This window comes from Streptomyces sp. NPDC092296, assembly GCF_044755465.1.
Lineage (GTDB): Bacteria > Actinomycetota > Actinomycetes > Streptomycetales > Streptomycetaceae > Peterkaempfera.
Genome location: NZ_JBIVRB010000010.1, coordinates 1 through 18,134 on the forward strand (window position 1 = coordinate 1; position 18,134 = coordinate 18,134).

The 18,134-nt window shown below is 75.5% G+C and carries 14 protein-coding genes; 8 read left to right on the forward strand and 6 right to left on the reverse strand.

Translation table 11 applies throughout. The features are described 5' to 3' along the window. Together ACIQGZ_RS20765 and ACIQGZ_RS20770 are read left to right on the forward strand one after the other, a co-directional pair. Nucleotides 1–660, forward strand: a 660-nt coding sequence (locus ACIQGZ_RS20765; RefSeq protein ID WP_402603662.1) for an aldehyde dehydrogenase family protein, incomplete at its 5' end; no start/stop codon positions are given. A gap of 283 nt (nucleotides 661–943) precedes the next feature. Then, entirely contained in the window at nucleotides 944–1,873 is a 930-nt protein-coding gene (locus tag ACIQGZ_RS20770; protein WP_402603664.1) for a proline dehydrogenase family protein, read from the forward strand. Nucleotides 1,874–1,901: 28 nt separating this feature from the next. Here ACIQGZ_RS20770 and ACIQGZ_RS20775 read toward each other — a convergent pair whose 3' ends face one another. The 3 genes from ACIQGZ_RS20775 to ACIQGZ_RS20785 all read right to left on the reverse strand — a co-directional run bounded on the left by ACIQGZ_RS20775 (nucleotide 1,902) and on the right by ACIQGZ_RS20785 (nucleotide 4,830). Beyond that, entirely contained in the window at nucleotides 1,902–2,468 is a 567-nt protein-coding gene (locus tag ACIQGZ_RS20775) for a Uma2 family endonuclease (protein WP_402603667.1), read from the reverse strand. Nucleotides 2,469–2,589: 121 nt separating this feature from the next. Further along, on the reverse strand, nucleotides 2,590–3,852 hold the full coding sequence (locus ACIQGZ_RS20780; protein WP_402604028.1) for a TerD family protein: 1,263 nt from the start codon (nucleotides 3,850–3,852) through the stop codon (nucleotides 2,590–2,592). 174 nt (nucleotides 3,853–4,026) lie between these two features. Then, a complete protein-coding gene (locus tag ACIQGZ_RS20785; RefSeq protein WP_402603670.1) occupies nucleotides 4,027–4,830 on the reverse strand; it encodes a hypothetical protein in 804 nt (267 codons plus the stop codon). Between the two features lie 506 nt (nucleotides 4,831–5,336). On the opposite strand from ACIQGZ_RS20785, the gene ACIQGZ_RS20790 reads away from it, so the two are divergent. Continuing rightward, nucleotides 5,337–5,882 (forward strand): SsgA family sporulation/cell division regulator, encoded by a 546-nt coding sequence (locus ACIQGZ_RS20790; protein ID WP_402603673.1) that lies wholly within the window; start codon nucleotides 5,337–5,339, stop codon nucleotides 5,880–5,882. Here ACIQGZ_RS20790 and ACIQGZ_RS20795 read toward each other — a convergent pair. Beyond that, nucleotides 5,804–7,201 carry a GAF domain-containing protein gene (locus ACIQGZ_RS20795; protein ID WP_402603676.1) on the reverse strand — a complete coding sequence of 466 codons (1,398 nt, stop codon included), beginning with the start codon at nucleotides 7,199–7,201 and terminating at the stop codon, nucleotides 5,804–5,806. The genes ACIQGZ_RS20790 and ACIQGZ_RS20795 overlap by 79 nt on opposite strands. Before the next feature lie 667 nt (nucleotides 7,202–7,868). Continuing rightward, on the reverse strand, nucleotides 7,869–8,834 hold the full coding sequence (locus ACIQGZ_RS20800; RefSeq protein ID WP_402603678.1) for a carbohydrate kinase: 966 nt from the start codon (nucleotides 8,832–8,834) through the stop codon (nucleotides 7,869–7,871). A gap of 265 nt (nucleotides 8,835–9,099) precedes the next feature. On the opposite strand from ACIQGZ_RS20800, the gene ACIQGZ_RS20805 reads away from it, so the two are divergent. Beyond that, nucleotides 9,100–9,678: a phosphatase PAP2 family protein gene (locus ACIQGZ_RS20805; RefSeq protein WP_402604031.1), complete on the forward strand. Its 579-nt coding sequence runs from the start codon at nucleotides 9,100–9,102 to the stop codon at nucleotides 9,676–9,678. Nucleotides 9,679–9,847: 169 nt separating this feature from the next. On the opposite strand, the gene ACIQGZ_RS20810 is transcribed toward ACIQGZ_RS20805, so the two are convergent. Next, nucleotides 9,848–10,984: a pyridoxal-phosphate-dependent aminotransferase family protein gene (locus tag ACIQGZ_RS20810; protein WP_402603681.1), complete on the reverse strand. Its 1,137-nt coding sequence runs from the start codon at nucleotides 10,982–10,984 to the stop codon at nucleotides 9,848–9,850. A gap of 451 nt (nucleotides 10,985–11,435) precedes the next feature. On the opposite strand from ACIQGZ_RS20810, the gene ACIQGZ_RS20815 reads away from it, so the two are divergent. The 4 genes from ACIQGZ_RS20815 to ACIQGZ_RS20830 all read left to right on the forward strand — a co-directional run bounded on the left by ACIQGZ_RS20815 (nucleotide 11,436) and on the right by ACIQGZ_RS20830 (nucleotide 17,993). After that, a complete protein-coding gene (locus ACIQGZ_RS20815) occupies nucleotides 11,436–12,791 on the forward strand; it encodes a GDSL-type esterase/lipase family protein (RefSeq protein WP_402603683.1) in 1,356 nt (451 codons plus the stop codon). A 52-nt stretch (nucleotides 12,792–12,843) separates the two neighbouring features. Further along, complete coding sequence (locus ACIQGZ_RS20820; protein WP_402603686.1) at nucleotides 12,844–13,932, forward strand: amidohydrolase family protein; 1,089 nt, start codon at nucleotides 12,844–12,846, stop codon at nucleotides 13,930–13,932. Nucleotides 13,933–14,070: 138 nt separating this feature from the next. Then, nucleotides 14,071–14,748, forward strand: coding sequence for a uracil-DNA glycosylase (locus ACIQGZ_RS20825; RefSeq protein WP_402603689.1), 678 nt, complete (start codon nucleotides 14,071–14,073; stop codon nucleotides 14,746–14,748). 191 nt (nucleotides 14,749–14,939) lie between these two features. After that, nucleotides 14,940–17,993 (forward strand): BTAD domain-containing putative transcriptional regulator, encoded by a 3,054-nt coding sequence (locus ACIQGZ_RS20830; protein WP_402603691.1) that lies wholly within the window; start codon nucleotides 14,940–14,942, stop codon nucleotides 17,991–17,993. Nucleotides 17,994–18,134: the final 141 nt, after the last annotated feature.

An 18,134-nucleotide genomic window follows, 5' to 3' on the forward strand; every position in this document is an offset into this window, starting at 1 on the left:
CAGGGCCAGAAGTGCTCCGCCGCGTCCCGCGCCTACGTCCCCGCCTCCCTCTGGGAGCGGATCGCGGACGGCTTCCGCGAGGAGGTCGAGCGGCTCACCATGGGCGACGTCACCGACCTGGCGAACTTCATGGGCGCCGTCATCGACGCCCGCGCCTTCGCCACGTGCAAGGCCGCCATCGACCGCGCCCACGCCGACCCGACCGTCCAGGTCATCGCCGGCGGCACCTGCGACGACAGCACCGGCTACTTCGTCCGCCCCACCGTGCTGCTCTGCTCCGACCCCGGCAGCGAGTACTTCCGCGACGAGTACTTCGGCCCCATCCTGGCCGTCCACGTCTACGACGACGCCCGCTACGAGCAGGTCCTCACCCAGCTGGAGTCGGCCTCCCCCTACGCCCTGACCGGCGCCGTGATCGCCCAGGACCGCACCGCCATCGCCCACGCCATGGACACACTGCGGTTCGCCGCCGGCAACTTCTACATCAACGACAAGCCCACCGGCGCCGTCGTCGGCCAGCAGCCCTTCGGCGGCGGCCGCGCCTCCGGCACCAACGACAAGGCCGGCTCCGCCCAGAACCTCCTGCGCTGGACCTCCACCCGCGCCATCAAGGAAACCTTCACCCCCCACACCGACTACCGCTACCCCCACATGGACTGACCGCCCGTCAATCCTCCACCCGGGCCCGGGTTAGGGCCGGGTGGAGGCGGGCAGACGCCCCTACGGCCGGACCTGTCAGCGGTCCGACCCCCAGAGCGTGCCGCGCCACCCCCTGCGCGGCACCCGGCGTGCCAGGCGCCGCCGGCCTCCCCCCGGCCGGCCCGCGCGGGCATGCCCGGCGGGCGCGCCGATCCCCCCCGACGGCGCGCCCGCCCTACCTTCCACCACCGCTTTCCGCCGCCCCCGACCTCCCCGGCGCGGCCCGTGATCCCCTGGAGTTGCCGTGCTCCGTTCCGCGCTTCTCGCCGCGTCCCGCTCCCCGCAGGTCCGCACCGTCGTGGAGAAGCTGCCGCCGACCCGCGCCATCGTGGACCGCTTCGTCGCCGGTGAGCCCCTGGACGCCGCGCTGGCCGCCAGCGACGAGCTGGCCGCCACCGGCCGCCGCGTCACCCTCGACCACCTGGGCGAGGACACCCGCGACGCCGCGCAGGCCGCCGCCACCGCCGCCGCGTACGAGCAGCTGCTGACCGCGCTGAAGGAGACCGGCCTGGCCAAGCACGCCGAGGTCTCCGTCAAGCTCTCCGCCGTCGGGCAGTTCCTGCCGCAGGACGGTGAGCGGGTCGCGCTGGAGAACGCCCGCCGGATCTGCCGGGCCGCCGCCGACGCCGGCACCACGGTCACCCTGGACATGGAGGACCACACCACCACCGACTCCACCCTCGGCATCGCCCGCGAGCTGCGCGCGGACTTCCCGTGGCTGGGCGTGGTGCTCCAGGCGTATCTGCGCCGCACCGAGGCCGACTGCCGCGACTTCTCCGGGCCGGGCTCCCGGGTGCGGCTGTGCAAGGGCGCCTACCAGGAGCCCGCGTCGGTCGCCTTCCAGAAGAAGGACGAGGTGGACCGCGCCTACGTCCGCTGCCTCAAGGTGCTGATGGCGGGCGAGGGCTACCCGATGATCGCCTCGCACGACCCGCGCATGGTGCGGATCGCCGGGCAGCTGGCGGAGTGGAACGGCCGCAAGGCCGACTCCTTCGAGTACCAGATGCTGTACGGCATCCGCCCCGAGGAGCAGCTGCGGCTGGCCGAGTCCGGCGCCACCATGCGGGTCTACCTCCCCTACGGCCAGGAGTGGTACGGCTACTTCATGCGCCGGCTGGCGGAGCGCCCGGCCAACCTGGGGTTCTTCCTGCGCGCGATGGCCACCCGGGGCTGACCCACCGGGCCCGGGGGCCGGCCCCGGGTCAGAAGTCGGCGGTCTCCAGGGCGAACGAGAACGGCGCCGGGAGGTCGACCTCCTTGCCGAACGGGGCCAGGTGCACATCCGTGTACTCGTCGCCGTCGGGGTTGCTGAACAGGGAGGTGCGGCCCCGGTCGCGGTCGATCAGCAGATAGAGCGGGATGCCGCCCCGGGCGTAGCAGTGGCGCTTGGCCTCGCGGTCCCGGTCGGGCCGGGTGGAGGTGACCTCCACGACCAGGGCGACGCCCTCGGGGGGCATCCACGGTTCGGCATCTCGGAAAAGCCGCAGGGTGGACGGCGCGAAGGTGGCGTCCGGGATGGCGTGGTTCTTGGGGCAGCGCCCGCCCCTGGCGAGCCGCAGGCCCTTGTTGCCGGAGACGTCCATATCGGTCGCGGACCTGCGGATCACCTGCTTGATCACACGGCTGATGTAGTCCTCGTGGTTGCCGTCCGGCGGCGGTGTCACGACGATCTCCCCCTCAAGCAGCTCGGCGCGGGTGCCTTCGGGGGTCTGCAGGCCCAGGAAGCTCTCCAGGAGGCTGTCTTCCGAGGGCTGTGGCTCTTGTGCCATGGCGCTCACGGCGCACCCCTTCCTCACGTCAAGGTCACGATAGGAGACCGTCGGGGCCGCCCCGGGTGAAACCGGGGCGGCATCACTCGATCGTGGCACGCCGGGGCGGTGGGCGCGCGGCTCAGAGCAGGGCGGCGGCGGGGTCGACCATCTTGCGGACCGTCTTGGCGTCCGCGTACTCGCCGAGGGCGGTCATCACCCACTCGCCGGAGAACTGCCGGACCAGCTTGCACATCAGGACGCCGGTGCGGGGTTCGGCGCCGGTGAGGTCGAAGCGGACCAGTTCGTCGCCGGTGGCGGCGTCCAGCAGGCGGCAGTAGGCGCCGGTGACCTCGGTGAACTTCTGGCCGGAGAAGGAGTTGACGGTGAAGACCAGGCCGGTGACCTCCGGCGGCAGGCCGTCCAGGTGGACGGTGATCTGCTCGTCGTCGCCGCCGCCCTGGCCGGTGAGGTTGTCACCGGAGTGCTGGATGGCGCCGTTGAAGACGGCCAGCTTCATGAACCAGACCGTCTCGATCTTCTTGCGCCGGGCGTCGAAGGCGATGCAGGAGGCGTCCAGGTCGATGTTGCGGCCGCGCTGCGCGGGCTCCCAGCCCAGGCCCATCCGGACGGAGGAGAGGAACGGCCTGCCGTTCTTCTCCAGCGAGACCGAGCCGCCCTTGACCAGGTTCACCCGGCCCTTGTCCAGGGTGACCTTGGGCGGTCCGGCCGGGGGCGCGGGCGGTGCCGGGGGTGCCGAGGGCGCGGTGGGGGGCTGCGGCGGGGTGAGCGTCCAGTCGTCGTCGCTGTGGACGGGGGCGGGGATGCCCTGGACCGGCTGCCCGGTGGGCGGCGCCGGCGGGGCAACCGGGGTCGGCGGGGCAACCGGGGTCGGTGGGGCGGCCGGGCCGGGGTCGTCCACCGAGACGCCGAAGTCGGTGGCGATGCCCGCCAGGCCGTTGGCGTAGCCCTGGCCGACCGCGCGGACCTTCCACGCCCCGGCCCGCCGGTAGACCTCCACCACGACCAGGGCCGTCTCCAGCGTCAGCCGGGGCGGGGTGAAGGTGATCAGCGCCTCACCGGTGTCGGCGTCGCGTACGGTCGCGGTGGGCTCGGTACCGGCGAAGGTCGCGGCCGCGTCGTCCAGACTGGCGGTGACCACCACCTTGTCGATCTCCGCCGGGACCGCGCCGGTGTCCACCGTGATCGCGTCGGCGGCGCCGCCGGCCGCCGGGCGGTGGGCCACCCCGGGGCCCTGCGGTGCGTTGAAGAAGACGAAGTCCGCGTCGGAGCGGACCTTGCCGTTCGCGGTGAGCAGCAGCCCGGAGACGTCAAGCTGCTTCGGCGCCGTCACCTCCACCGTCACCCGGGGGACAGGCAGCGGGGCGTTCCCGCCCTGGATCAGGGCCGTGGTCAAGGTGGTCCTCCTCGTCGCGTCCGGCTTCGCCGCGCCCGGCGGTAGGGGCGTGGTACGACTGCTGCGCGCCCCCGTCGGACACACTAACGAAGGAGAAGCGGGATGCGTTCTCACGCCCCCGCGCGTCGGCGGGCGCCCGCTCGGCCCGATGCGGCCCCCTGATCAGCCGAAGTCACCCCGGACGGCCACGGCGCGGGGGTGGTCCACACCGAAGGCGGAGGCGAGCCAGCTGTCCCGGGCGGTGTCGTGGGCGCCGTTCGGATGGCTGTACTGCACGGTGAAGGAGTACTGGCCGGGCGGTACCGTGCCGCCGGACTGGAGGGCGAACCGGTACACCAGCGCCGCGGCCGACCGCTCGACGGAGACGGTGACCCCCGGCATGGTCGACCAGGCGCCGCTGTCGGTCGCCGCCGCCGAGCGCTCCACCCGCACCTCCACCTCCAGGGCGGTCAGCGACTCGTCCACCGTGAGCAGCAGCGAGTTCCGCGAGGCGTAGGGGTCGGCGGTGTCCACCGTGGCCGTGCCGTGCAACGCCTGGTCGGAGTCGGCCACCGGGGTGCCGGAGGACGGCCGGGCACCGCCTAACGAGCTGCCGGGCGTCGCCGGGGCGGTCGTACCGGACGACTGCGGCGACGCCGTCCCGGTCGCCCGGCCGCCCTCGGCCGGGGACGCGGTGCGATCGGACCGGGGTGTGCTCGCGGTCGAGGCGGTCGCCACCGGGCCGCCGCTGGAACCCCGGCCCCGCGAGGCGGCGGACTCCCGGGTGCCGCCGCGCCCCGCCAGCGCCGGCGGCGTACCGGTGTCGTCCGTCGGTGGTTCGCCGTCCGGGACGCCGTCGGGCCCGCTCGCGTCCGGGGCGGAGGAGGAGCCCAGGTCGGAGACGCGCAGGGACGGTTGCATGCCGCCCTGCACGCTGACGATCCAGGTGGTGGCCACACTGATGCCGACCACCGTCGACATCGCCATCGCGGCACCGGAGAACCGGATGCGGGGCAGCCGCAGCGGCCCGGTACGCCGTCGGCGCTGCCCGTGTCGGCCGGGTGCTCCGGCCGTGGCCGGGCGTGAGCCTCCGGTGTGCTCGGGACCGGGCCGTCCGCCGCGGTGCCGCGCTGCCCCGGAGCGCGAGCGCGCCTGGGCGGTGTCCTCCTGGGGAACCACCGAACTCCCTCCGTGCCTCCGATGGCAGCGGGCGCGACTTCGCGCCCCCTCAGGGCCCGAACGTGCGCGCACCTGCATCGGCAGGGGCAAGAGAGTATCAGCGGCGACCGATGCTGTGACCGGGCGGTCGCAGAACGAGTTGGCAGCGGTGGACCCCTTGGCCGCCAAGGGAACTGACGGGGCGCCTGGGGGGCGCGTTACCGGCGCGCGGCGGGGCGCACGCCGGTAAGCAACCCCCTGCAACCGTTGCCGCCGCGTGGCAGGAGGATCACAGTGGGCAGCATCCGCAGTTCCCCGCACGGAGAGAACTCCCCATGCCGCGCGAACCGCTGCCTTCCGGCACCGCAGCACCCCACGGCGCCGCGCTCCCGCCCGACCTGGCGGACCGCCCGCGCGAACGGCCCCCCGCCGACCCGGAGCCGACGCCCCCAGCCGTGCGCCACCCACTGTCCGGGCAGGTGGAGAGCCTGCTCACCCTGCACATGGTCTTCGACGGCGACCGGGTCGCCGAGGTGCCCACCCGGTTCCGCTACGACGCCGCCGAGCCCTTCGCCGTCCGGCTGGCCTTCCACGCCGACGAGTACGACGAGGCCGAGTGGGTGTTCGCCAGGGAGCTGCTGGCGGACGGGCTGCGCGGGCCGTCCGGCGAGGGCGACATCAGGCTCTGGCCCTCGCACTGCCCCGAGCACGGCGCCGTGGTGACCATCGCCCTGGAGTCCCCGCACGGCTCCGCCGTACTGGAGGCCGTCACCGCCGACCTGCGGCAGCTGTTGGAACGCAGCTACGCCGTCGTACCGCCCGGCAGCGAGGTCAGCGCCCTGCCCTCGGACGAGGAGCTGGCCCGGCTGACCGGCGGCTGAGCACCCCGGGCCGCCACGATCGGCCCGCCGCGCAGCCGCCGCACGGCCGGCGCCTCGGAGTACGGCAGCAACTGCGCCGGGTCGCCGGGCGGCCGTAACTCCACCCGGATCGCCTCCGCGAACCGGTACGGCCGGTGCTCCAACACACCGCCGACATGGCGGCGCAGCCGGGACAGCTCGGCGCGCACCGTCACCCGCCGCCCGGGGTCACCGAACAGGTCGTCGGCCAGCTGCGCCGCGCTGCGGCCCTCCCGGTGCACCGCGAGCAGCAGCAGCACCTCCGCGTGGCGCGGGCTCAGCGCGTGCGACCAGGTGCCGGCCGCGCCGTCCACCACCAGTTCGGTGTGGCCGGGCCGGGTCAGGTCCAGCACCGCCGTGCTCCGCCCGGCCGGATCGGCGTCGTCGCCGCCCGCCGCGCACGGCCGGACCAGCCAGCCCCCGGCCAGCGGCTCGACGGCGCACTCACCGAGGGTGGGCAGCGGCACCCGGGGCCCGGCCGGGCTGCGCGGTAGCAGCAGCCGGCCGGCCGGGGCGATGCCGCTGGCGGCGGCGGGCCAGCCGCTGCGGTCCACCACCAGGGCCGGTCCGGGCAGCCGGGCCAGTACGGGCGCGGCCACCGTACGGAGCCGGTGCAGCGCCTCCAGATGGGCCGCGCGCAGTTCGGCCTCGGCCAGCCGGGCGGCGGCCGAGACCAGCGCCAGGGTGTGCGGGTGGAAGGAGGCGGCCGGGCCGCTGAGGTCCACGGTGCCGATCAGCCGGCCGCTGCGTGGGTCGTGCAGCGGGGCGCTGGCGCAGGTCCAGGAGTGGTGGGTGCGGACGAAGTGCTCGGCGGAGTGCACCTGGATCGGCCGCCGGGCGGCGAGCGCGGTGCCGATGGCGTTGGTGCCGACCACGTCCTCGGCCCAGCAGGCGCCCAGGTCGAAGCCCAGCCGGTCGGCCTCCCGGCGCAGCCGGGGGCTGCCCTCCCGCCACAGCACCCGGCCCTCGGCGTCGGTGACCACCAGGACGTGCCGGTCGTCGCCGGACAGCTGGGTGAGGGTGCCGCGCAGGGTGGCGATCACCTCGGCCAGGCCGGTGTCGCGGCGGCGGTGCTCCACCTCGGCGGCGTCCAGCGGCCGGGGGTCCTGGCCCTCGTCGGGGTCCAGACCGAGCCGGAGCATCCGGCCCCAGGACTCCCCGATCACCGCGCGCGGGGCGGCGCCCGGGGACTCCCCGGACAGGGTCTGCTCCCGGGCTTCGGCGACCGTCCGTGCGTCCGGCTCGGCGGTGCCGTGTGCCGTGTCCCCCGCCCGGTGTGCGAGCCGTGCTGTCTGCCGCATGCCGACCTCCCTCGTCGACTCCCGGGACCCGCGTGGCCGCGTATGGGCGTGCGGGACCGGCCGACCGCCTCCGCCGCCCGCCGCGTCGGCCGCGGCTGTGCCAGCGTAGGCGCTCGGGGGGTTGCTGCCATCGACCTTGCGCAACTTCTTCCGAACAAGATGTGGCTGTGCGAAGTGGTGGGTGGGGTGGGGTTGGTGGGGCTGGGGGTGTGGGGGGAGCTGTGTGGTGGTGGGGGGTCTGTTGGGGTGGGGGTGGCGGTGCGAAGTGGTGGGTGGGGTGTGGGGGGAGTCGTGTGGTGGTGGGGGGTCTGTTGGGGTGGGGGTGGCGGTGCGAAGTGGTGGGTGGGGTGGGGTTGGTGGGGTTGGGGGTGTGGGGGGAGTCGTGTGGTGGTGGGGGGTCTGTTGGGGTGGGGGTGGCTGTGCGAAGTGGTGGGTGGGGTGGGGTTGGTGGGGTGGGGGTGTGGGGGGAGCTGTGTGGTGGTGGGGGGTCTGTTGGGGTGGGGGTGGCTGTGCGAAGTGGTGGGTGGGGTGGGGTTGGCGGGGTGCGGCTGTGCGAGCACGGTGTGGGGCGTGCCGGGGGAGTCGTGAGGTGGTGGGGTCCGCCGGGGAGGGGGCGGTGGGTGCGGGGGGCGGGGTTGGTGGTGGGGAGTGGTCGTGCGGGCCGGGGTCAGTCCGCGGCCGGGGCGGGGGCGGCCTGGAGCTGGTGGGCCCAGGGCGGGTTGGGGCCGGCGGTGGAGCAGGTCAGGGCGGCGACCCGGGCGGCGAACCGGCAGGCGTCGGCCACGTCCTGGAGGGTGACCGCGTCCAGCCGGCCGCCGAGCAGGCCGCGCGTACGCAGCAGGTGCAGCAGGCCGGCGGTGAAGGAGTCGCCCGCCGCGACGGTGTCCACCACGGTGGCGGGCGCGGCGGGCACCGTCACCCGGCGGCCGTCCAGCGAGGCGAGGGCGCCCCGGTCGCCCAGGGTGACCACCACCAGCCGTACTCCGGCCCGGTGCCAGTCGTCGCAGGCCCGTTCGGCGGAGGTACCGGGCAGCAGCAGCGACAGATCGTCCTCGCTCAGCCGCAGGATGTCGGCCAGCGCGCACCAGCGGGGCAGCCGGGCCCGGTAGGCGGCGGGCGGGACCAGCAGCGGGCGGACATTGGGGTCGATGGAGACGGTGGCCCGGTCCCGTACCCGGTCGAGCAGGTCCTCGATGCGGGCGCCGCCCGGCGGCCGGACCAGGGCGAGCGAACCGGTGTGTACGCAGTCGGTGGCGTCGAGCGGGACGGCGGCCAGCTCCTGGTCCGTCCACTGCCAGTCGGCGGTCCCCTCGGCGTGGAAGGACCAGTCGGCGCGCCCGGCGGCGTCCAGGTCGGCCACCGCCAGGGTGCTGGGCTCGGCCGCGTCCGGGCAGCCGGACAGGTCGACCCCGGACGCCGCCAGGTGCGCGCGGAACAGCCGGCCGAACGCGTCGCCGGACAGCCGGGCCAGGAACCGCACCGGCGTCCCCAGCCGCCCCAGCGCCGCCGCGGTGTTGGCCGGGCCGCCGCCCGGCAGCACCCGCAGCGCCAGTTCGCCGGGGGCCGCGCCGCCCGGCATGGTGAAGGCGTCGGCGACGCACTCGCCGACCACGGTGATCTGGCGCTCTGGCATGGGTGGGCGCTGCCTCTCCTCGCGGACCGTGCGGAACTCCGGGCCATGCTGCCAGGCCCGAGTCCGCGCGGCGGCGGCGTCGCGCAGTGCCCGGACGGCAGTACCGTAGGGCCGGTCGGGTGGCCACCGCCGCCCTTCGGCTCGTACCTCCGTGACCAGCACCAGCAGTGGGAGTCCGCCCGCCTTGTCCGCGCCCCTCGCCGCTCCGGCGGCCGCCCTCCTCGACGCCTCCCCGCAGCGGTTCGCCGCCTTCGACGGCAGCGGTATCGACGGCGGCCTCTACACCGATGTCACCGACGCCGCGCACCGCGCCCCGCACTGGCTGGACCAGACGATCCTGGCCTGGTCGAACTACGGCCTGGTGGTGTTCGCCGTGCTGATGCTCGCCGCCTGGTGGCTGTCCCGGCGGCAGGGGGCGGCCCTGGCCGCGCGGGCGCTCGCCGTGCCGCTGGTCGTCGTCCTGGCGTACGGGGTGAACTCGGTCGTCAAGCGGCTGGTTGAGGAGGTCCGGCCGTGCCGGTCGCTCTCCGGCGCCTTCACGCTGGAGACCTGCCCCGGCGCCGGGGACTGGTCCTTCCCCAGCAACCACAGCGTCATCGCCTTCGCCGCCGCGACGGCCCTGCTGCTGGTGCACCGCACCCTCGGCCGGGTCGCGCTGGTCGCGGCGCTGGCCATGGCCGCCTCCCGGGTCTGGATCGGCGTCCACTACCCCCATGACGTGCTGGCCGGCGCCCTGCTCGGCGTACTGGTGGCCCTGCCGCTCACGCTGGCCGCCCGCCGGGCGGCCCCGCTGGTCGAGCGGGGCCGCCGGACGGCGCTGGCGCCGCTGTTCGGCACCGGCTGAGGGTCGGCCCGGCCGGGCCCTCGTGTGCGGCCGGCCCGGCCGATGCCATGAACCGGGGCCGATGCCGTGGACCAGGGCCGGGGCCGGGACCGCCGCCGCCCTGGCCGGCCCCCGCTTCGCCTGGACCAGCCGCCGCCCGTACCGACCGCCGGCCCGGTCGGCCGGAGGGTCAGGCCGCCCGCCAGGCGGCGTCGGCCGCAGCGGCGGCGGCAGGGGCGTCGGCGGGCAGCCCGAGCGAGTGCAGCGCGGCGGCCAGCGCGGCCAGGGCGGCCGGCACCGTGTCCCGGTCGGCGGCCGGGCCGTAGTGGTTGACCCGGAGCATCCGGTCGGCCAGCGCGCCGCCCGCCGCCTGGAGCGGCACCGCCGGGTCGGCCAGCAGCGCGGCGGCGGCCACCTCGCGGGCGTCCACGCCGTCCGGGGTGCGCACGGTGGTGGCCACCGGCGCGGCGTCCTGGTCGCGCACCACGTAGCAGGAGAGCGTGCCCAGCGCGCGGACCCCGGCCCGGGTGGCCGCGGCGGCGGCGCGGTGCCGGGCGGCGGTGGCGTCCAGTCCGTCGGCGTCGATGCGGTCCAGGCAGGCTTCCAGCGCGAGCATCTCCAACTGCGCGGGGGCGTGCGGCAGCACGGTGCGCCCGGCGTCGGTCCAGCGCTCCTTCCAGTCCAGCAGCGACAGGTACGAGCGGCGCGGTGCCTGCGGGTTGGCCGCGATCCGCTGCCACGCCCGGTCGCTGACCGCGACCGCCGAGACGCCCGCCGGACCGCCCATCGCCTTCTGCCCGCCGACCACGCACAGGTCGACCCCCCACGCGTCGGTGAGCAGCGGCTCCGCCGCGACCGACGCCACCGCGTCCAGCATCAGCAGCGCGCCGTGCTCCCGTACCACGGCGCCGATCTCCGCCACCGGGTTGGTGTTGCCGGTGGCCGCCTCGGCGTGCACCAGGCTGACGAACTCGACCTCCGGGTGCGCCGCCAGCGCCTCCGCGACCTGCTCGGCGCCGACCGCCGTGTGGAACGGGACGACCAGGTCCACCACCCGGGCCCCGCAGGAGCGCAGCCAGCCGCCGAAGGTCTCGCCGTACGGGCCGGTGACCACGTTGAGCGCGCAACTGCCGGGCCGTACCGCGCCGCGGATGGCCGCCTCCAGCGGCAGCAGCGCCTCGCCCTGGGTGATGATCACCGAGTGCTCGGTGCGCAGCAGCGCGGCCACCCGGTCCTCGATCGCGGCGAAGCGCCGCGCGGTGAGCGGCGGCAGGTCGAGCAGCGGGTGGGCGGTACGGGGGTCGGCCGAGGGCTGGTTCGCGGTCACGTGAGGGGCCTTCCGGAGAGTGCAGGTGGTTCGGCGGCGCGGCGCCGCCGAACAGTCTGCCGGACGCCCGGTCGCCGACGGTCCCGGCGGCCCGCCGACGTGACCACCGGGGGAGGTGGTGTACAGACATTCGATCTCGGTCCGTATCCTGTACCCCGGCCACGACCGCCGGGGGTGCCGCGTACGGTGCCCCGCGCCCACGGGGGGCCGGTCGTCCGGGCCGTACCGGGGGGAAGCATGTCCGCAGCCGTGCGCCGTGTGCCGCGACCGGTCGGCACGACACCCACCGCCCCCGCCGATCCCAGGGCGCCCGCCGTCCCGTGCGGCTGAGGCCGACCGGCCCGCCGCGCCCGAGCGGGGCGCTCGGGCGCACTCCGTATCCTGATCGCCGGCCGCCGCGCGGGAGTCGCGCTGCGGCGGCCCGGCCCCGGACCGACCAGAGGTGGACAGCATGCCCTCATCCCTGCCGCGGCGTCATGCGCTGAAGCTGTTCGGCGGCGCGACCGCGCTGGGGATGACCACCGTGCTCGGCAGCCGTGCCGCCGACCGGGCCCGCCACCCGGTGGCCGGCGCCGCACCGGCCGCGAGCGGCACCGGCCCGGCCGCACCCCCGCCGATCGGCCTGCGCAGCACCATGCAGGGCCTGGTGACCGGGCCGACCCGGGTCGGGGCCTGGGCGGCGGCCCCCGTCGCGGGCGACAGCGGCCGGCCCGCGCTGGGCTTCACCGAGTGCACCGTACGGATGGTCGTACGGACCTCGGTCGGCGGCACCGCGCCGCGCATCCGGCTCTCCAACCTGAGCGGCACCGGCCCGCTGCTGGTCGAGTCGGCCACCATCGGGGTGCGCGCCAAGGACTCCTCGGCGGTCTCCGGCAGCCTGAGCCGGGTGTTCTTCGGCGGCTCGCACCGGGCGGTGGTGCCGCGCGGCGGCGAGCTGCTGAGCGACCCGATCGCGATCCGCCGGCCGATCGCCGCCCGGGACGCGCTGCTGGTCAGCCTGTACCTGCCGGGCCCCACCGGGCCGGCCACCTGGCATCCCCGCTCGCAGGACGCCACCCACATCGCGCCGGGCGACCGGACCGAGGACGGCAGCGGTCGGCGGTTCACCGACGCGCAGACCGGCTGGTTCTACCTCAGCGGCCTCGACCTGGTCTCGCCGGTGGCGACCGGCACCGTGGTCTGCTTCGGGGACTCCATCACCGACGGCGCCGCCCCCAGCCTCACCCAGGTCGGCGGCCGCTGGTCCGACGCGCTGGCCACCCGGATCGCCAAGGCCCGGCCGGACCGCCCGCTCGGCGTGGTGGACCTCGGCATCGCCGCCAACATGCTGCTGACCGACAACTCCGGCACCACGGCCGGCCGCTCCGGGCTGAACCGCTTCCGCCAGGACGCCCTGGAGCAGACCGGCCTGACGGATGTGATCGTGCTGGAGGGGATCAACGACATCCGCCAGGGCAAGGACGGCGCCGGCGGCCCGCTCACCGCCGCCGCGCTGATCGCCGGCTACCGCACGCTGATCCGGCAGGCCCGCGCGGTCGGCGCGGCGGTGCACGGCGGCACCGTCACCCCCTTCCAGGGCGACTCCCGCTACAGCGCCGCCGGTGAGCACGTCCGGCAGCAGGTGAACAAGTGGATTCGCACCGGCGGCGAGTTCGACAGCGTGGCCGACTTCGACCGGGCGATCCGCGACCCGGCCCACCCGGCCCGCTACCGCCCGTCCTACGACCGGGGCGACCACCTGCACCCCGGCGCGGCGGGCTACACCGCACTGGCCGCCGCCGTCGACCTCGCCGCGCTGCGCGGCTGACCCGCCCGGCGGCCCGGGTCGCGGGGTGCGGGGTGGTCGTAGGGTGCGGGGCATGGGAGATCGCGCGGTGCTGCACATCACGGGACGGGTCCTGGTCGGGCCGGAGGACGTCCGCGACGAGCTGTGGGTGGTGGACGGCCGGGTCAGCTTCGACCGCCCCGCCCTCGCCCGGGACGTGACGACGGTGCGCGGCTGGGCGCTGCCCGGCCTGGTGGACGCCCACTGCCACGTCGGCCTGGACGCGCACGGCGCGGTGGACGACGCCACCAGCGAGCGGCAGGCGCTGACCGACCGCGACGCCGGGGCGCTGCTGCTCCGCGACGCCGGGTCGCCCGCCGACACCCGCTGGGTGGACGACCGCGCGGACCTGCCGAGGATCATCCGCGCCGGGCGGCACATCGCCCGCACCCGCCGCTACATCCGCAACTACGCCCATGAGATCGAGCCGGACCGGCTGCCCGAGTACGCCGCCCGCGAAGCCCGGCGCGGCGACGGCTGGGTGAAGCTGGTCGGCGACTGGATCGACCGGGAGCGCGGCGACCTGGCGCCCTGCTGGCCGCGCGAGGCGCTGGCGGCGGCCATCGCGGCGGCGCACGCCGAGGGCGCCCGGGTCACCGCGCACTGCTTCTCGGCCGAGTCGCTGCCGGACCTGGTGGCCGCCGGGATCGACTGCGTCGAGCACGCCACCGGGCTCACCGAGGAGCTGCTGCCGGTCTTCGCGGAGCGGTCGGTGGCGATCGTGCCGACGCTGGTGAACATCGCGACCTTCCCCGGGCTGGCGGACGGCGGCGAGGCCAAGTTCCCCCGCTGGGCCGCGCACCTGCGGCGGCTGCACGAGCGCCGGTACGCCACGGTGGGGGCGGCGTACGAGGCCGGGGTGCCGGTCTTCGTGGGCACCGACGCGGGCGGCTCGCTGCCGCACGGGCTGGTGGCCCAGGAGGTCGCGGAGCTGGTCCGGGCGGGGCTGCCCCCGGCGGCGGCGCTCTCCGCCGCCAGCTGGGGTGCCCGGGAGTGGCTGGGCCGCGACGGGCTGGTGGAGGGGGCCTCGGCGGACCTGGTGGTGTACGCGGAGGACCCGCGCGCCGACGTCCGGGTGCTGGCGGACCCGCAGGCGGTGGTGTTGCGCGGCCGGATGGTGTGATCGGCAAGGGGTGCGTGATCGGCAAGGGGTGCGTGACCGGTACGGGGTGCGTGATCGGCAAGGGGTGCGTGACCGGTATGAGCTGCCGGGACGGGAGCGCGGTGACGGGCCGTGCCGTGCGCCGTTAGGGTGAGGGCCATGGCTCCACGTCCGCTGAACGAGATCGTCGAGGCCGGCTGGGCGAAGGCCCTGGACCCGGTGGCAGGGCGGGTCGCCGCCATGGGGGACTTCCTGCGGGCGGAGGTCGCCGCCGGGCGCACCTACCTGCCGGCCGGGGGTGCCGTGCTGCGCGCCTTCACCCAGCCCTTCGACGACGTACGGGTGCTGATCGTCGGTCAGGACCCCTATCCCACCCCCGGCCACGCGGTCGGCCTGAGCTTCTCGGTGGCGCCCGAGGTCCGGCCGCTGCCCGGCAGCCTGCTGAACATCTTCCAGGAGTACGGGCGCGACCTGGGCTTCCCACCGCCGTCCAACGGCGATCTGACGCCCTGGACCAGGCAGGGCGTCCTGCTGCTCAACCGGGCGCTGACCACCGCCCCGCGCAAGCCCGCCGCGCACCGGGGCAAGGGCTGGGAAGAGGTCACCGACCAGGCGATCCGGGCACTGGCGGCGCGCGGCAAGCCGCTGGTGGCGATCCTGTGGGGGCGTGACGCACGCAATCTGCGGCCGCTGCTGGGCCAACTGCCCGCCATCGAGTCCGCGCACCCCAGCCCGATGTCCGCCGACCGGGGGTTCTTCGGGTCGCGGCCGTTCAGCCGGGCCAATGAGCTGCTGGTGCAGCAGGGCGCGGAGCCGGTGGACTGGCGGCTGCCCTAGGCACGGCGGGGCCTCGCGTCGACACCGGCATCACCTGGCGCGGGCGGCCCGCCGACATCCCGGTGCCGGGCCGCACTTCAGCGGCGACTCTCAAGTAGCCACAGGTCACTGCTACCGCCCGCTAGTGAACGAGCCGGATTCGGTCAAGGATGGACGGGGGCATCCAGGCGGGGCATCGGCAGAGGAGAGTCATGGCCGCAGAGGAGACCGCGCTCGTACGTCCGGTGCGCTTCAACCTGTTAGGGCCGCTGGACGTCCAGGCGGGCGACGTCTCCCTGGCCCTCGGCGGCACCCGGCAGCGGGCCGTCCTGGGCGCCCTGCTGCTCGCACCGGGCCGCGTGGTCCCGGTGGACACCCTGATCGAGGCGGTATGGCCCGAGGGCGGGCCCAGCACGGCGCGCACCCAGATCTCCATCTGCGTCGCCGGCCTCCGCCGGATCTTCAAGAGCGGCACCGGGCTCGACGACCTGATCGCCACCGTCCGCCCGGGGTATGTGCTCCGTTCCCGGGAACACCGCATCGACGCGGTGGAGTTCGAGAAGCAGGTGCAGCAGGCCCGCGCTGCGCTGCGCGGCGGCCAGGCCGCCGAGGCGTGCCTGCGGTTCCGGGAGGGCCTGCGGCTCTGGCGCGGCTCCGTGTTGGACGGGCTGACCGGTCCCCTCTTCGAGCAGGAGGCGACCCGGCTCCAGGAACTCCGGATGAACGCGGTGGAAGAACACGCCGCGCTGCTGCTGCTGGTGGGCGACAACCAGCGTGTGGTGGGCGAACTCACCGGCGTCCTGCGCGACAACCCGCTGCGCGAGCAGGCCCGCGCCCACCTGATGCTCGCTCAGTACCGGCTGGGACGGCGGGCCGAGGCGCTGGCGGTGTACCGGGAGGGGCGCCGGATTCTGGTCGAGGAACTCGGGATCGAGCCGGGTCCGCCGCTCCGGCAGCTGCATGACCTGGTGCTGCGGGATGCGCCGGAACTCGCCGTCGCGCCCACCGCCCCCAGCACCGCTGCGGCCCCGGCCACGACCGCCGCCGGCGCTCCCGCCGCCACGTCCGTGCCCGCCCAGTTACCCGCCCCGGTGGCGGCGTTCACCGGCCGACGGCAGGAACTGGCCGCGCTGGACCTGCTGCTGCACCAGCGGCCCGCCCGGCCGCCGTTGACCATCGCGGCGATCAGCGGCGTCTCCGGCGTCGGCAAGTCGACCCTCGCCGTGCACTGGGCGCACCACGTGGCCGAGCGGTTTCCCGACGGCCAACTCTTCGTCGACCTCTGTGGGTTCGACGAACGGCATGAACCGCTGTCCCCGGCGTCCGTACTCGACCGCTTCCTACGCGCCCTCGGCGTACCCGGCCCCTCGATACCGGCGGAGCCGAGCGACCGGGCGGCCCTCTTCCGCAGCGTGCTCAGCGCCCGCCGGATGCTCATCGTGCTGGACAACGCGAGCTCCGCCGACCAGGTCCGGCCGCTGCTGCCGGGTGCGGGCGGCTCCTGTGTGGTGATCACCGGACGGGACCTGGCGGACGACCTGATCGGCGACTACCGGGTGGTGCCGATCAGGCTGAAGGCGATGAGCCCCGAGGAGGCGTCGGCCCTGCTGGCGAAGGTCGTCGGCGCGGACCGGATCGACGCGGAACCGGCTGCCGCAGCCCGGCTGGGCACGCTCTGCGACCGGCTCCCGCTGGCCCTTCGCATCGCCGGTGCCCGGCTCGCCAACCGGGCCCACTGGTCGGTGCAGGGCATGGTGAGCCGGCTGGAGGACCAGCGCACCCGACTGGACGAGCTCAGCCCGCAGACCGGCGGGGTCCGGGCCGGCTTCCGGCTGACCTACCGTGGCCTGTCACCCCGGGCGCAGCAGATGTACCGCCGACTCGGCCTGCTCGCCGTGCCGCACTTCTCCCCCTGGGTGGGGGCCGCCCTGCTCGACACCGACCCGGCGGAGGCCGAACTCCTCATCGACCAGCTGGTGGAGGCGGACCTGCTGGAGGTCGACTCCGCCACCGGGCCGGCGCACGGACCCCGCTACCGCTTCCAGGACCTGCTGCGCCTGTTCGCCCGCGAGCGGGCCGGGGCGGACGAGAGCGAGGAGCAGCGCGAGGCGGCGCTCGACCGGGTCTTCGACGCCTGGCTCGGACTCGCCGGCCACGCCTACCGGTACTTCAACGGACGGGACTCCACGCCGGTCCACGCCCGGTACCGGCTGCGGCTGCCCCGGTCGATGCAGGACCGGATGCTCCACGACCCGCTGGAGTGGCTGGAGTCGGAGCGCACCGCTGCGACCGACACCGTCCGCCAGGCCGCCGGCACCGGCCGCGCCACGCACGCCTGGCAGCTCACCCGCCTGTGCAGCCCGCTGTGGGAGGCGCGCGGCCAGCTGGACGTCTGGGCCAAGTGCGCCGGGCTGTCCCTGGCGGCAGTGCGCCTGGCCGGTGACGGCCTGGGCGAGGGGATGATGCTGAGCTCCTTGGGTGCCCTGGCCGTCCACCGCAACGACTACACCGAGGCGGAGGTCAGGCTGCCGGCGGCCGTCCGCCGGCTGGAGGAGTGCGCGGAGGTCGGCGGGCGCTCGACGGCCCAGCGGTTGCTGGCCGGCTGCGCGCGTCTCCGTGGCGACCTCGCGGCCGCGCGCGAGCACTGCCGGGCGTCGGTCGAGGGCTTCCGGGAGATCGGTGACCTCGCGGGTGAGGCGGCCTCGCTGGCCTGCCTCGCCCGGATCGAACTGGACTGCGGCGATGTCGAGCAGAGCGTCGAGCTCAGCCACTCGGCGATCGGCCTGAGCCGCAAGGCGGGCACGGTGCGCTGCGAGGCGCAGAGCACCTACCGGCTGGCGGCGGCCCTGCTGCGCCAGGGCGACCTGGAACAGGCCGCCACCGCGCTGCGGGAGGTGCAGGCCCTGACCGAGGCCTACCGCGATCCCGGGGGCCTGGCCCATGCGCTGTACGGGCTCGGTCAGATCGACTGGCGGCGCGGTCGCCTGCCGGACTCCCGGCGCCGGTTGGAACAGGCGCTCGCCATCGCGCAGCGGACCGGAGACCGTCTGCTCCAGGCTCGGATCGAAGCCCACCTGGGATGCGTGGCCGCCCTGGCGGGCGACGACGGGGCCCTGCACCGGCTCCACTCCGCTCGCGGCACCTTCCGGGCACTCCACGCGGACGCCTGGCTACGGCGGGTGGACGCGCTGATGGACTACCTTCTGGGCAGGGGACCGGGCCGACCCGTGGACCGGGAGGAGCTGGAGCGCCGTACGGTCCGTTAGCCAGCACCCGCACCGCCCGCCGCGTCGCCGCCTGGCCGAAGTGGCGTCAGCGCGGTCGGCGCTGCTTCGATAACGCCCCGATAACTCCCTGCCGCATGCTGAACCCCTCCATGCTCACGTAAGCGTTCAGGTACTCGGCGA